This is a genomic window from Pseudomonas fluorescens, assembly GCF_900636825.1.
GTDB classification, from domain to species: domain Bacteria; phylum Pseudomonadota; class Gammaproteobacteria; order Pseudomonadales; family Pseudomonadaceae; genus Aquipseudomonas; species Aquipseudomonas fluorescens_BG.
Map to the genome: position 1 here is coordinate 5,854,204 of NZ_LR134318.1, position 12,987 is coordinate 5,867,190.

Annotated in this window: 11 protein-coding genes and 1 pseudogene; 10 read left to right on the forward strand and 2 right to left on the reverse strand. The window is 60.9% G+C overall.

Features of this window, described 5'->3' with window-relative positions; all coding sequences use genetic code 11:
* Positions 1-23 precede the first annotated feature (23 nt).
* The 3 genes from spoT (at position 24) to EL257_RS26865 (ending at position 3,341) form a co-directional block, all read left to right on the forward strand.
* Positions 24-2,129, forward strand: coding sequence for a bifunctional GTP diphosphokinase/guanosine-3',5'-bis pyrophosphate 3'-pyrophosphohydrolase (gene spoT / locus EL257_RS26855; RefSeq protein ID WP_007920338.1), 2,106 nt, complete (start codon positions 24-26; stop codon positions 2,127-2,129).
* A gap of 24 nt (positions 2,130-2,153) precedes the next feature.
* On the forward strand, positions 2,154-2,534 hold the full coding sequence (locus EL257_RS26860; RefSeq protein WP_003229509.1) for a RidA family protein: 381 nt from the start codon (positions 2,154-2,156) through the stop codon (positions 2,532-2,534).
* Between the two features lie 66 nt (positions 2,535-2,600).
* Positions 2,601-3,341 carry a hypothetical protein gene (locus EL257_RS26865; RefSeq protein ID WP_126367694.1) on the forward strand — a complete coding sequence of 247 codons (741 nt, stop codon included), beginning with the start codon at positions 2,601-2,603 and terminating at the stop codon, positions 3,339-3,341.
* Between the two features lie 87 nt (positions 3,342-3,428).
* On the opposite strand, the gene EL257_RS26870 is transcribed toward EL257_RS26865, so the two are convergent.
* Positions 3,429-4,283 (reverse strand): SDR family oxidoreductase, encoded by an 855-nt coding sequence (locus tag EL257_RS26870; RefSeq protein WP_126367696.1) that lies wholly within the window; start codon positions 4,281-4,283, stop codon positions 3,429-3,431.
* A 188-nt stretch (positions 4,284-4,471) separates the two neighbouring features.
* On the opposite strand from EL257_RS26870, the gene exbB reads away from it, so the two are divergent.
* The 6 genes from exbB (at position 4,472) to EL257_RS26905 (ending at position 11,377) form a co-directional block, all read left to right on the forward strand.
* Entirely contained in the window at positions 4,472-5,425 is a 954-nt protein-coding gene (gene exbB, locus EL257_RS26875) for a tonB-system energizer ExbB (RefSeq protein ID WP_126367698.1), read from the forward strand.
* 6 nt (positions 5,426-5,431) lie between these two features.
* Entirely contained in the window at positions 5,432-5,860 is a 429-nt protein-coding gene (exbD, locus tag EL257_RS26880; protein WP_126367700.1) for a TonB system transport protein ExbD, read from the forward strand.
* A complete protein-coding gene (locus tag EL257_RS26885) occupies positions 5,857-6,603 on the forward strand; it encodes a TonB family protein (protein WP_126367702.1) in 747 nt (248 codons plus the stop codon). The genes exbD and EL257_RS26885 overlap by 4 nt, the downstream gene beginning before the upstream one ends.
* Positions 6,604-6,881: 278 nt before the next feature.
* Positions 6,882-7,811 carry a hydrogen peroxide-inducible genes activator gene (locus tag EL257_RS26895; protein WP_126367706.1) on the forward strand — a complete coding sequence of 310 codons (930 nt, stop codon included), beginning with the start codon at positions 6,882-6,884 and terminating at the stop codon, positions 7,809-7,811.
* Between the two features lie 9 nt (positions 7,812-7,820).
* A complete protein-coding gene (gene recG / locus EL257_RS26900) occupies positions 7,821-9,896 on the forward strand; it encodes an ATP-dependent DNA helicase RecG (RefSeq protein ID WP_126367708.1) in 2,076 nt (691 codons plus the stop codon).
* An 80-nt stretch (positions 9,897-9,976) separates the two neighbouring features.
* Entirely contained in the window at positions 9,977-11,377 is a 1,401-nt protein-coding gene (locus EL257_RS26905; RefSeq protein ID WP_126367709.1) for an aminoacyl-tRNA deacylase and HDOD domain-containing protein, read from the forward strand.
* A 263-nt stretch (positions 11,378-11,640) separates the two neighbouring features.
* On the opposite strand, the gene EL257_RS26910 is transcribed toward EL257_RS26905, so the two are convergent.
* Positions 11,641-12,024 carry a helicase gene (locus EL257_RS26910; RefSeq protein ID WP_039757355.1) on the reverse strand — a complete coding sequence of 128 codons (384 nt, stop codon included), beginning with the start codon at positions 12,022-12,024 and terminating at the stop codon, positions 11,641-11,643.
* A gap of 585 nt (positions 12,025-12,609) precedes the next feature.
* Here EL257_RS26910 and EL257_RS28170 point away from each other — a divergent pair.
* Positions 12,610-12,980 (forward strand): annotated as a pseudogene (locus EL257_RS28170) (DUF6124 family protein).
* Positions 12,981-12,987 lie beyond the last annotated feature (7 nt).

The window sequence follows — 12,987 nt, forward strand, 5'->3', positions numbered from 1 at the left end:
CCCAGCTTGCGGCAGGAGTCATCATGCCGAGCATAGACGCCCTCGCCGATCGCTTATCGACCTACCTCGGCAACGACCAGGTCAACCTGGTCCGCCGAGCGTATTTCTACGCCGAACAAGCCCATGACGGTCAACGCCGTCGTAGCGGCGAGGCGTACGTCACGCATCCTCTTGCCGTGGCCAATATCCTTGCCGACATGCACATGGATCATCAGAGCCTGATGGCCGCGATGCTGCATGACGTGATCGAAGACACCGGTATCGCCAAGGAAGCGCTGCAAGCGCAGTTCGGCGAGACCGTGGCCGAACTGGTCGACGGGGTCAGCAAACTGACCCAGATGAACTTCGAGACCAAGGCCGAAGCACAAGCCGAAAACTTCCAGAAAATGGCCATGGCCATGGCGCGCGACATTCGCGTGATCCTGGTCAAACTCGCCGACCGTCTGCACAACATGCGCACGCTGGAAGTGCTGTCCGGCGAAAAACGCCGGCGCATCGCCAAGGAAACCCTCGAAATCTACGCGCCCATTGCCAACCGGCTGGGCATGCATGCGATCCGCATCGAGTTCGAAGACCTCGGTTTCAAGGCCATGCACCCGATGCGTTCCGCGCGGATCTACCAGGCAGTCAAACGCGCCCGGGGCAACCGCAAGGAAATCGTCAACAAGATCGAAGAATCCCTTGGCCATTGCCTCGCCATCGACGGCATTCAGGGCGAAGTCAGCGGTCGCCAGAAACATCTTTACGGCATCTACAAGAAAATGCGCGGCAAGCGTCGGGCCTTTAACGAGATCATGGATGTTTACGCATTCCGGATCATCGTCGACAAGGTCGATACCTGTTACCGCGTGCTGGGTGCTGTGCATAATTTGTACAAGCCGTTGCCGGGGCGCTTCAAGGATTACATTGCCATTCCCAAGGCCAACGGCTATCAGTCGCTGCACACCACGCTGTTCGGCATGCACGGGGTACCGATCGAGATCCAGATCCGCACCCGCGAAATGGAAGAGATGGCCAACAACGGCATCGCCGCCCATTGGCTGTACAAATCCAGCGGCGACGAACAGCCGAAAGGCACTCACGCTCGCGCCCGCCAGTGGGTCAAGGGCGTACTGGAAATGCAGCAACGCGCCGGCAACTCGCTGGAATTCATTGAAAGCGTGAAGATCGACCTGTTCCCGGACGAGGTCTACGTATTCACGCCCAAAGGCCGGATCATGGAGCTGCCGAAAGGCTCCACGGCGGTCGACTTTGCCTACGCCGTGCACACCGACGTCGGCAACAGCTGCATCGCCTGCCGGATCAACCGTCGTCTCGCACCGCTGTCCGAACCGCTGCAAAGCGGTTCCACGGTCGAGATCGTCAGCGCTCCCGGCGCACGGCCGAATCCGGCGTGGCTCAACTTCGTGGTCACCGGCAAGGCGCGCACGCACATCCGCCATGCGCTGAAATTGCAGCGGCGCTCGGAGTCCATCAGCCTAGGCGAACGCCTGCTGAACAAGGTACTCAACGGCTTCGACAGCTCGCTGGAGAAGATCCCGGCCGAACGCGTCAAAGCGATGCTCACCGAATACCGTCTCGAACTGATCGAAGACTTGCTCGAAGACATCGGCCTGGGCAATCGCATGGCCTATGTAGTCGCCCGCCGTCTGCTCGGCGAAGGCGAACAACTGCCAAGTCCGGAAGGCCCGCTGGCGATTCGCGGCACCGAAGGTCTGGTTCTCAGCTACGCCAAATGCTGCACGCCGATTCCGGGCGACCCGATTGTCGGTCACCTGTCGGCTGGCAAAGGCATGGTCGTGCACCTGGACAACTGCCGCAACATCAGCGAAATCCGCCACAACCCGGAAAAATGCATCCAGCTCTCCTGGGCCAAGGATGTCACCGGCGAATTCAATGTCGAACTGCGCGTCGAGCTGGAGCACCAGCGCGGCCTGATCGCCCTTCTGGCCAGTAGCGTCAACGCAGCCGACGGCAATATCGAGAAAATCAGCATGGACGAACGCGATGGTCGCATCAGCGTTGTCCAGTTGGTGGTCAGCGTCCACGACCGTGTGCACCTGGCCCGCGTGATCAAGAAACTGCGCGCCTTGACCGGGGTGATCCGCATCACCCGCATGCGTGCCTGAGCCCACTCTTACAAGGAGTCCTACATGACCAAGACTGTTATCACCAGCGACAAGGCCCCGGCCGCCATCGGCACTTACTCCCAGGCGATCAAGGCTGGCAACACCGTCTACATGTCGGGTCAGATTCCTCTGGACCCAAAAACCATGGAGCTGGTTGAAGGCTTCGAAGCTCAGACCGTCCAGGTGTTCGAGAACCTTAAAGCCGTAGCCGAAGCTGCGGGCGGTTCGTTCAAGGACATCGTCAAACTGAACATCTTCCTCACCGACCTGAGCCACTTCGCCAAGGTCAACGAGATCATGGGCAAATACTTCGACCAGCCCTACCCTGCCCGCGCCGCCATCGGCGTAGCCGCCCTGCCAAAGGGTTCGCAGGTTGAAATGGATGCCATTCTGGTCATCGAGTGATGCGCACGGCGCGGCCCCTAATGCCGCGCCGACTGCTGCAAGAAAAGGTTTTGAAAGGATTTCACCATGCGCAAAGCGCTAGCACTCTCGCTGCTCGCCATTTTTCTCGGCGGCTGCGCCAGCGACCCTGCAGACCGTGACATCAGCGGCACCTGGATAAACCAGGTGGCGATCGATGCCGCCGCCAAGGGCGGTCCACTGCGCGAAGCCCTTCAGGCTTATGGTCCGAACCTGGAATGGGACGTCAATACCAAAGCCAGCCAAGCCCGCTACACCAACGGTTTTGAGAACGTCGAGGGACGGTTGCTGGGCGAACAGTCCGGCGCCTGGAAAGTCGACTTCTATGGCAGCTCCGCCAGTGAGCTGAAACGCGACGGCGCGCAATTGCAGCAAGCCGCCAGCGAGAACGAACCGGAACAATTGTTCAGCCGTGCGCAGATTGCCGTGCCGGAAGGCGCGCCGATTGGTGCAAGCTTTGAACGCGCCTTGTATTCGGCCTATCTGGGTGGCGACTGGAAAATCGCCAGCGGTCAGGGCGAAGGCAACACCGTACAGTTCCAGGCCGACGGCCAAGTGACCGGTCTGCCGGGCGTTGATCGTTATGCCTTGTGTCTGGCGGGCGATTGCGCCTCCATGAGCAATGGCAACGACAGCATGTGGTTGCAACTTAACGGCCAAGGCAATAACTGGATCTTTGTACGCAAGGGCAAAGAACTGGAGATCTTGCAGGCGGTGAATGCCGCGCTGGCGGATGAACAGCCGCAGTTCGCTGCAGGTGAGCGCAAGTGGTTGCTGGAAAAACAGTAACCCAATGAAAAGATCGCAACCTTCGGCAGCTCCTGCTTTGGAATGCATTTTCCTGCAGGAGCTGCCGAAGGCCGCGATCTTTTGCTTTTAGCGACCTTCAAGGATCGCCGCGTAGCCTTCGCGATAACTCGGATATTTCGGCACCCAACCCAAGGCTTTCGCCCGCGCATTGCTGCAGCGTTTGCTGCCAGTGCGACGCACGCTGGCATCTTCTGCCCATTCAGTGACACCCAGGTAATCGCGCAACCAACCTACAACTTCGGCCAACGGCGCTGGCGCATCGTCAACCCCGATATAAAGCTGCTCCAGCTTCACGCCCTGACGGTCTTGTTCCAAAAGAAACGCCAGTAACCCCGCCGCGTCATCCGCATGGATCCGATTGCCATACAGCGGCGGCTCGACCGCGACGCGATAACCGCGACGCACCTGGGTCAATAGCCATTCGCGGCCCGGGCCATAGATACCGGTCAGACGCAGCACGCTCGCGGGAATGCCGCTATTGAGCGCGACCTGCTCCGCTTCGAGCATCAAGCGCCCCGAATAACCAGCGGCAACCGTCTCGGAAGTCTCATCAACCCAGGCACCGTCCTGCTGTCCGTAGACGCTGCTGCTGGAGACGAAAATCAATCGTTCGGGTGCCTGGCCGTAATCGCCCAACCAGCTCAGGACATTCTGCAACCCCTGCACATAAGCCTTTCGATATCCCTCTTCATCGTGATCGGTGGCGGCCGCGCAATACACCAGATAATCCACAGCGCCCACCGGCCAGGTCGCCGGGCATTCCTCATTGAACAGGTCGCCGGCTACGCCGATCACACCCTCCGGTAGCTTGGCAACGTCCCGGCGCAGGCCGTGAACACTCCAACCGGCGGCCAGCAATTGCGTGGCCAGACGACTGCCGACATCGCCACAACCGGCTATCAAAACAGAAGGCGCGGACATCAGAAAACTCCCATCGGAAAGGTAAAGACTAGCTCTGGCACAGGACGAACGGCTAGCAATGAAGGAAAAAAAGTTACTCTATTACTTTTGTTAACAAGAATTACTTGCAATAATGCACGCCACTTTTGTTCTCGGCCTCACGAGGCCTGGAAGAGCAACAACGTTTTTCTATCTCAGGTCCGGCCAGCATGACACGTAATCAAACTCCCGCTTCGCCAACCAATCGACCTCGCGCCTGGAGCGCAGTGGCGGCTTTGTTGTTCAGCCTGATGCTGGCGCCAACCGCCGCATTCGCTGACGCTCAGGCCCCGACCACGCCAGCCGCTACCGAACAAAGCTCAGCGGCCGCCGCGCCAGCTGCACCGGCTGCTACCGATCCGGTGCAGGCCGTGCAACCTGTCGACGCACCTGAAGTCCTCGAAGCCGACAACAGCCTGGGCATGGCCCACGACCTGTCGCCATGGGGCATGTATCAGAACGCCGACATCATCGTGAAAATCGTGATGATCGGTCTGGCCATCGCTTCGATCATTACCTGGACCATCTGGATCGCCAAAGGGTTCGAGCTGATGGGCGCCAAGCGCCGTCTGCGTGGCGAGATCGCCGCGCTGAAAAAAGCCACCACTCTTAAAGAAGCCAGCGCTACCGCGGGTAAGGAAGGCACCCTCGCCAACCTGCTCGTCCACGATGCGCTGGAAGAGATGCGCCTGTCGGTCAACAGCCGGGAGAAAGAAGGCATCAAGGAACGCGTCAGCTTCCGTCTCGAGCGCCTCGTCGCCGCCTGCGGTCGCAACATGAGCAGCGGCACCGGCGTGCTTGCCACCATCGGTTCCACCGCGCCGTTCGTCGGCCTGTTCGGTACCGTCTGGGGGATCATGAACTCGTTCATCGGCATCGCCAAAACCCAGACCACCAACCTTGCCGTCGTAGCGCCAGGTATCGCCGAAGCGCTGCTGGCCACTGCACTGGGTCTGGTGGCTGCGATTCCTGCCGTGGTGATCTACAACGTTTTCGCCCGCTCCATCGCCGGCTACAAGGCGCAGGTTTCCGATGCCTCGGCAGAAGTCCTGCTGCTGGTCAGCCGCGATCTCGACCACCAGCCTGAGCGCAGCTCGCAGCCGCACATGGTTAAAGTGGGGTAATCGGCCATGGGCCTGCATTTGAAAGAAGGCGCAGACGACGATCTGGCCGAGAACCACGAAATCAACGTTACGCCGTTCATCGACGTGATGCTGGTGCTGTTGATCATCTTCATGGTGGCTGCGCCGTTGGCAACTGTGGACATCAAAGTCGATCTGCCGGCCTCGACCGCCAAACCGGCGCCACGGCCAGAGAAACCGGTGTTTCTCAGCGTCAAGGCTGACCAGCGCCTGTTCATCGGCGAAGACGAAGTGAAGCCGGAAACCCTCGGCGCTTTCCTCGATGCCAAGACTCAGGGCAAGAAAGACACCACGATCTTCTTCCAGGCCGATAAAGGCGTGGATTACGGAGACCTGATGAGCGTGATGGATAACCTGCGCGCCGCCGGTTACCTGAAGGTCGGTCTGGTGGGTCTTGAGACGGCAGCCAAGAAATGATCACGACGCGCCATAAGCTGACGCGTTACAGCGGTAGCCTGGCCGTTGTGCTGGGCGTGCATGCGCTGGCCATCGCGCTGGCGCTGAACTGGACCGCCCGCCCGCCCATCGAATTGCCGCCACAGGCAATGATGGTCGAGTTGGCTCCGCTGCCTGCCCCGCCACCGCCGGCACCGCCGAAAGTCGTCACACCGCCGCAGCCACCGGCTCCGGTTGAAGAGCTGCCGATCCCGAAACTGGCCGAAGCACCGAAAGCGGAAATCGCGGTGCCGAAACCCAAGCCGAAGCCAAAGCCTAAACCGCCGAAGCCGGTCGAGAAGAAGCTGCCTGATCCGCCGAAGGAAAAACCTTCGGAGGAAAAACCCGCCGACACGCAACCGACGCAGGCACCCACGGAGAAATCCGCTCAGCCTGCGCCGGGCCCGTCGCCTGCGACGGTTGCCGCGAAAGCCAGTTGGCAAGGCTCCCTGCTGGCGCACTTGGCGAAGTACAAGAAGTACCCGGACAGCGCGCGGCAGAGGGGCAAGGAAGGCCTGAATCGTCTGCGGTTCGTAGTCGATGGCGAAGGTAATGTGCTGTCGTTCGAACTGGTGGGCCGCTCCGGCAACGCCGATCTGGACCGGGCTACCCTGGAAATGATCCGCCGCGCCCAACCGCTGCCCAAGCCACCGGCCGAGATGCTCAACAACGGCTCCATCGAAATTGTTGCGCCGTTTGTTTACTCGCTGGACCGTCGCCGTTAAGCAACACCGCAATACCTGTGGGAGCTGGCTTGCCAGCGATAGCGGTGTGTCAGAGAAGGATTTATTGGCTGACCCACCGCTATCGCTGGCAAGCCAGCTCCCACAAGGTTCTTCGCCAGCCGAGAGAACCAAGCCAAAAGGGCACCGAAAGGTGCCTTTTGCGTATCTGCCAGCGGCAAACCGAGCTCGACCGGTGTCGCACTCCGCCCTCAGTCTGATAACGTGCGTCTATCGATTGCAGCCGGTATGCTTGGCCCGCATCTTCATGGACGCTTGCTATGACCCTCACAGAATTACGCTACATCGTTACCCTCGCCCAAGAGCAGCATTTTGGCCATGCCGCCGAACGTTGCCACGTCAGTCAGCCGACGCTGTCGGTGGGCGTGAAGAAACTTGAAGACGAACTCGGTGTGCTGATTTTCGAGCGCAGCAAAAGCGCCGTGCGCCTGACCCCGGTCGGCGAAGGAATCGTTGCCCAGGCGCAAAAGGTTCTGGAACAGGCCCAAGGCATTCGCGAACTGGCCCAGGCCGGCAAGAACCAGCTCACCGCCCCACTGAAAGTCGGCGCGATCTACACTGTCGGCCCATACCTGTTCCCGCATCTGATTCCACAACTGCACCGGGTCGCCCCGCAGATGCCGTTGTACATCGAAGAAAATTTTACCCACGTGCTGCGCGACAAACTGCGCAACGGCGAGCTCGACGCGATCATCATCGCACTGCCGTTCAACGAAGCCGATGTACTGACCCTGCCGCTGTACGATGAGCCGTTCTATGTACTGATGCCGGCGCAGCACCCGTGGACCAAGAAAGAATCCATCGACGCTGGTCTGCTCAACGACAAGAGCCTGTTGCTGCTCGGCGAAGGTCACTGCTTCCGCGATCAAGTGCTGGAAGCCTGTCCGACCCTGACCAAGGGCAACGACGGCGCCAAGCACACCACGGTCGAATCCAGTTCGCTGGAAACCATTCGGCACATGGTTGCGTCCGGCCTCGGCATCTCGATCCTGCCGTTGTCGGCGGTCGATAGCCATCACTACGCTCCGGGCGTGATCGAAGTCCGCCCGCTGTCGCCGCCGGTGCCCTTCCGCACTGTGGCCATCGCCTGGCGCGCCAGCTTCCCGCGGCCGAAAGCCATCGAGATTCTCGCCGACTCCATTCGCCTGTGTTCGGTGGCCAAGCCCCCCGCACCGGTTACAGCCGGTTAAGCGAGCGTCATGACTGAGCTGTCGCAGGTGTCGGTGACGGCACTCAAGGGTGTCGGCGAAGCCATGGCCGAAAAGCTGGCGAAGGTCGGCCTGGAGAATCTTCAGGACGTGTTGTTCCACCTGCCGCTACGCTATCAGGATCGCACCCGCGTGGTGCCGATCGGCCATTTGCGGCCGGGACAAGACGCCGTGGTCGAAGGCACCGTGAGCGGTGCCGACGTGGTCATGGGGCGGCGCCGCAGTCTCGTCGTCCGCTTGCAGGATGGCACCGGCGGCCTGAGTCTGCGCTTTTATCATTTCAGCAATGCGCAGAAAGAAGGCCTCAAGCGCGGCACGCGGGTGCGCTGCTACGGCGAAGCCCGGCCCGGCGCGTCGGGTCTGGAGATCTATCATCCGGAATACCGCGCGATCACCGGCGACGAACCGCCGCCGGTGGACGAAACCCTGACCCCGGTCTACCCGCTCACCGAAGGCCTGACTCAGCAACGCCTGCGTCAGTTGTGCATGCAGACTCTGACGCTGCTCAAACCGAACACCCTTCCAGACTGGCTGCCAACCGAACTGGCGCGCGACTATCAACTGGCGCCTCTGGCCGATGCAATCCGCTACCTGCACAACCCGCCCGCCGATGCCGACGTCGATGAACTCGCCCTAGGGCATCACTGGGCCCAGCATCGCCTCGCCTTTGAAGAACTGCTGACCCATCAACTGTCGCAACAACGTCTGCGCGAAAGCATGCGTTCGCTACGCGCGCCAGCCATGCCGAAAGCCACGAAGCTGCCGCCGAAATACTTGAAGAACCTGGGCTTCAACCCGACCGGTGCCCAACAGCGCGTCGGCAATGAAATCGCCTACGACCTCAGCCAGCACGAACCGATGCTGCGGCTGATTCAAGGCGACGTTGGCGCGGGTAAAACCGTGGTCGCCGCACTCGCTGCGTTACAGGCGTTGGAGGCCGGTTATCAAGTCGCGCTGATGGCGCCGACCGAGATCCTCGCTGAGCAACACTTCATCACCTTCAAGCGCTGGCTCGAACCGCTGGGCATCGAGGTCGCGTGGCTGGCCGGCAAGCTCAAGGGCAAGAACCGCGTTGCCGCGCTGGAACAAATCGCCAGCGGCACACCGATGGTGGTCGGCACTCATGCGCTGTTTCAGGACGAAGTGCAGTTCAAGAACCTCGCGCTGGTGATCATCGACGAACAGCACCGCTTCGGCGTGCAGCAACGCCTGGCGCTGCGGCAGAAAGGCGTCGGCGGGCGCATGTGCCCGCATCAGCTGATCATGACCGCCACGCCGATTCCACGGACGCTGGCGATGAGTGCCTACGCCGACCTCGACACCTCGATCCTCGACGAACTTCCGCCCGGGCGAACGCCGGTCAACACCGTACTGGTCACCGACACGCGTCGCGTCGAAGTGATTGAGCGCGTGCGCAGCGCTTGCGCCGAAGGCCGTCAGGCCTACTGGGTGTGCACGCTGATCGAGGAATCCGAAGAGCTGACCTGCCAGGCTGCCGAAACCACGTTTGAAGACCTCACGCTCGCCCTCGGCGAACTGAAAGTCGGGTTGATTCACGGACGCATGAAACCCGTCGAGAAGGCCGCCGTGATGGCCGAATTCAAGGCCGGCAACCTGCAACTGCTGGTCGCCACCACAGTGATCGAAGTCGGCGTCGACGTACCCAACGCCAGCCTGATGATCATCGAAAACCCCGAGCGCCTTGGCCTCGCGCAACTGCACCAGTTGCGCGGCCGCGTTGGCCGAGGCAGTGCCGCCAGTCATTGCGTGCTGCTCTATCATCCGCCGCTGTCGCAGATCGGTCGTCAGCGCCTGGGCATCATGCGCGAAACCAACGACGGTTTCGTCATCGCCGAAAAGGATCTGGAACTGCGCGGCCCCGGCGAAATGCTTGGCACTCGCCAGACTGGTCTTCTGCAATTCAAGGTTGCCGACCTCATGCGCGATGCCGATTTACTACCCGCCGTCCGCGACGCCGCGCAAGCCCTCCTGGAGCGCTGGCCGACCCACGTCAGCCCGTTGCTCGACCGCTGGTTGCGCCATGGGCAGCAATACGGCCAAGTGTGAGCATGGTCGCAGTTTCTGACAGAACCTTCTGAACAAGCTGGTTATACTCCTGCCCATTGTTCCAAAAACGGATACAGACCATGACTGACGCAGCTCTCGCCCCCGAACTCCCGCACGCACCGTCTGTGATTCGGCTGTTGCTCGGCAAGCTGGGTATCGCCTACGAAGAAGTGCTCGACCACCACGGCCTCAATCCTTCGCGCAAGGTGCAAGCCGTGTTGCTGGACGACGCCGTGGGCGCGCTGATGGTGCTGTTTGCGCAGAGCCAGTTGCTGGATCTCAATCGTCTCGCCGAACTGACCGGGCGCCGCCTCACCGCGGTGCCCACCGAGCGCCTGGAAAAGATGCTCGGCAAACACAATCTGAGCCTGCTGCCGGGTTTGCCAGCGCTGACCAGTTCGCCGTGCCTGTATGAAGAAAGCCTGCTGCGCGAGCCGAAGCTGCTGATCAACTCCGGCGAGCCGGGCGTGCTGCTGGAAATCTCCAGTGAAGACTTCAAGTCGATGCTGACCAAGGCCAGCGCCGCCAACTTCGGCGAAGCCCTGAGCAGCATCCGTCCCAACCTTGACCGCCCGGACGATGACCGCGAGGAAATCACCCAGGCCGTGCAGGCGTTCACCGCGCGGCGCATTCAGCAACGTCTGGAAGCGACCATCGAGATTCCGCCGCTGGCCGAGACTGCACAAAAAATCATCAAGCTACGCGTTGATCCGAACGCCACCATCGACGACATCACCGGCGTGGTCGAAACCGACCCGGCACTGGCTGCACAAGTGGTGAGCTGGGCGGCGTCGCCGTACTACGCCTCGCCGGGCAAGATTCGTTCGGTGGAAGATGCGATCGTCCGCGTGCTCGGTTTCGATCTGGTGATCAACCTCGCGCTGGGCCTGGCTCTCGGTAAAACCCTGAGCCTGCCGAAAGACCACCCGCAACACACCACGCCTTACTGGCAGCAGTCGATCTACACCGCCGCCGTCATCGAAGGCCTGACCCGCGCCATGCCGCGCGCCCAGCGCCCGGAAGCCGGCCTGACCTATCTGGCCGGTCTGCTGCATAACTTCGGTTATCTGCTGCTGGCCCACGTGTTCCCGCCGCACTTCTCGCTGATCTGCCGTCACCTGGAGGTCAACCCGCACCTGTGCCACAGCTACATCGAGCAACACCTGCTCGGTATCAGCCGCGAACAGATCGGCTCGTGGCTGATGCGCTACTGGGACATGCCCGATGAGCTGGCCACCGCCCTGCGCTTCCAGCACGACCCAAGCTACGACGGCGCCTACGCCGAATACCCGAACCTCGTCTGCCTGGCCGTACGCCTGCTGCGCAGCCGCGGCATCGGCTCCGGCCCCGACGAAGACATCCCCGACGCCCTGCTCGACCGCGTCGGCCTGAGCCGCGAAAAAGCCAACGACGTCGTCAGCAAAGTCCTCGAAGCCGAAGTCCTGCTGCGCGAACTGGCTTCGCAGTTCAGCCAGGCCTGAAACGCATCACGGGCAAGCCCCACTCCCACAAGATCGACACAATCCCTGTGGGAGCGGGCTTGCCCGCGATGAACCCAACTCGGTTTCCTGGATGTACTGAACCCCTGTGGCGAGGGAGCTTGCTCCCGCTCGACTGCGCAGCAGTCGCAAAACCAGCCAACAAGATAGGCCTGACACAACAAGGCCTCAGGGTTCAGGGCCGCTCCGCAGCCCAGCGGGAGCAAGCTCCCTCGCCACAAAAGCTCTTCTCATCAAGACTCGGCTCAAGCCTTAGGCTTGGCCTTCCTCGGCTTCAAATATTTCATCAACCCCTGAAACCACATCACCAGCGCCGGATTACCCTTGAGCTGAATCGACTTGTCCTGAATCCCCTGCATAAACGCCAACTGCTTGTTCTTCGCCTGCATCGTGGCAAAGCCATAACCCGCATCTTTAAACGCAATCGCAAACGCCGGCTCCGCCACCACGCCAGACTTGCTGGTGATGCGCTGATCCTTCACCACGAAATGCCGCGCCACTTTCCCATCCAGCGTCTGCAGCTGAAACACCAGATCCTTATCACCCAACTGCTGCTGGAACGCAGGATTTGTCCGACTGGCCTTGCCCATCAACAAACCCATCATCCACAGAAGAAAACGAAATTTCATGCGCACAGCCTCAAAAGGAAAATGAACGGCCGGGGCAGTGTAAGGGATTCGGACGATAACGCCAGTATCTGACGCTGTTGGAAGAGGATGCTGACTATTTCCCGCACGATGACCGCCAAGTCACGATTCAGCGCTCGCCGACTGATCGTTCCCTCGCTCCGCGTGGGAATGCATCCCGAGACGCTCTGCCTCTCACCACTCACCTTTCCCACGCCTGGTGAGACACATCCCTGTAGGAGCTGGCGATGCCTGCGATCCTTTGATTTTCCGGCCCGCGAATCCATGGGAAATTTCCTGCGAAGTGCCGGGCTGTCCGTGAACTAGGCGGGATTGGTTGTGAGGGATAGGCTTTGTATGTCGCCGCAAAATCGGCGATACGGACGTGCAAGTCCGGCGGGAGTACACATTGGTTATGGCAATTCGCCGAGCGTTTTCCTATGCTCGCGGATCGTTATGGCTGCTGTGTATGGGAGGCCTTCGGGTCTGCCGGGTGACTCCACCGGTCTTGCACACCTATGCACAGCTGCCACCCCTGTCGAAGTGCGAGCGAAACGGTGCCAGCTCCTGAAACTGGAGTAAGACCGAATGAAGAAACCAACACCCAACCCCCCGGAAACGCCGGACATATCGCCCTACGAATCTCTGGAATCAAAGAAATTCCACGAAGCCGCCGAACGCGCCCTCGACCACCACTTCAAACCGCCCACCGAACCACATCTCAAACGCGAAACCGGCCTCTTCAACTCTCCCCCGGCACCGACGCCGAAGCCCTCAAGGCCAACGCCTCCGAAGACCTGCTGTCCATCAGCGTCATCGCCTGCGACCTGGCTGACGATCTGCACGGCTCACGCCGCTCGGTGGCACTGGAGCTGAGCCGAATGGCGGACGGGGTGCGACTGATGGTGGAAGGGACGCTTGATCATATCGAGGTGAAGAGCGCGGCGGCGAAGCCGTAGCGGGATT

Excerpts from the sequence above, each read along its gene's own strand:
- spoT (WP_007920338.1), top strand. The coding sequence starts at position 24 with ATGCCGAGCATAGACGCCCTCGCCGATCGCTTATCGACCTACCTCGGC.
- EL257_RS26885 (WP_126367702.1), top strand. The coding sequence starts at position 5,857 with ATGATCACGACGCGCCATAAGCTGACGCGTTACAGCGGTAGCCTGGCC.
- EL257_RS26910 (WP_039757355.1), bottom strand. The coding sequence starts at position 12,024 with ATGAAATTTCGTTTTCTTCTGTGGATGATGGGTTTGTTGATGGGCAAG.
- EL257_RS26860 (WP_003229509.1), top strand. The coding sequence starts at position 2,154 with ATGACCAAGACTGTTATCACCAGCGACAAGGCCCCGGCCGCCATCGGC.
- recG (WP_126367708.1), top strand. The coding sequence starts at position 7,821 with ATGACTGAGCTGTCGCAGGTGTCGGTGACGGCACTCAAGGGTGTCGGC.
- EL257_RS26870 (WP_126367696.1), bottom strand. The coding sequence starts at position 4,283 with ATGTCCGCGCCTTCTGTTTTGATAGCCGGTTGTGGCGATGTCGGCAGT.
- exbD (WP_126367700.1), top strand. The coding sequence starts at position 5,432 with ATGGGCCTGCATTTGAAAGAAGGCGCAGACGACGATCTGGCCGAGAAC.
- EL257_RS26905 (WP_126367709.1), top strand. The coding sequence starts at position 9,977 with ATGACTGACGCAGCTCTCGCCCCCGAACTCCCGCACGCACCGTCTGTG.
- EL257_RS26865 (WP_126367694.1), top strand. The coding sequence starts at position 2,601 with ATGCGCAAAGCGCTAGCACTCTCGCTGCTCGCCATTTTTCTCGGCGGC.
- exbB (WP_126367698.1), top strand. The coding sequence starts at position 4,472 with ATGACACGTAATCAAACTCCCGCTTCGCCAACCAATCGACCTCGCGCC.
- EL257_RS26895 (WP_126367706.1), top strand. The coding sequence starts at position 6,882 with ATGACCCTCACAGAATTACGCTACATCGTTACCCTCGCCCAAGAGCAG.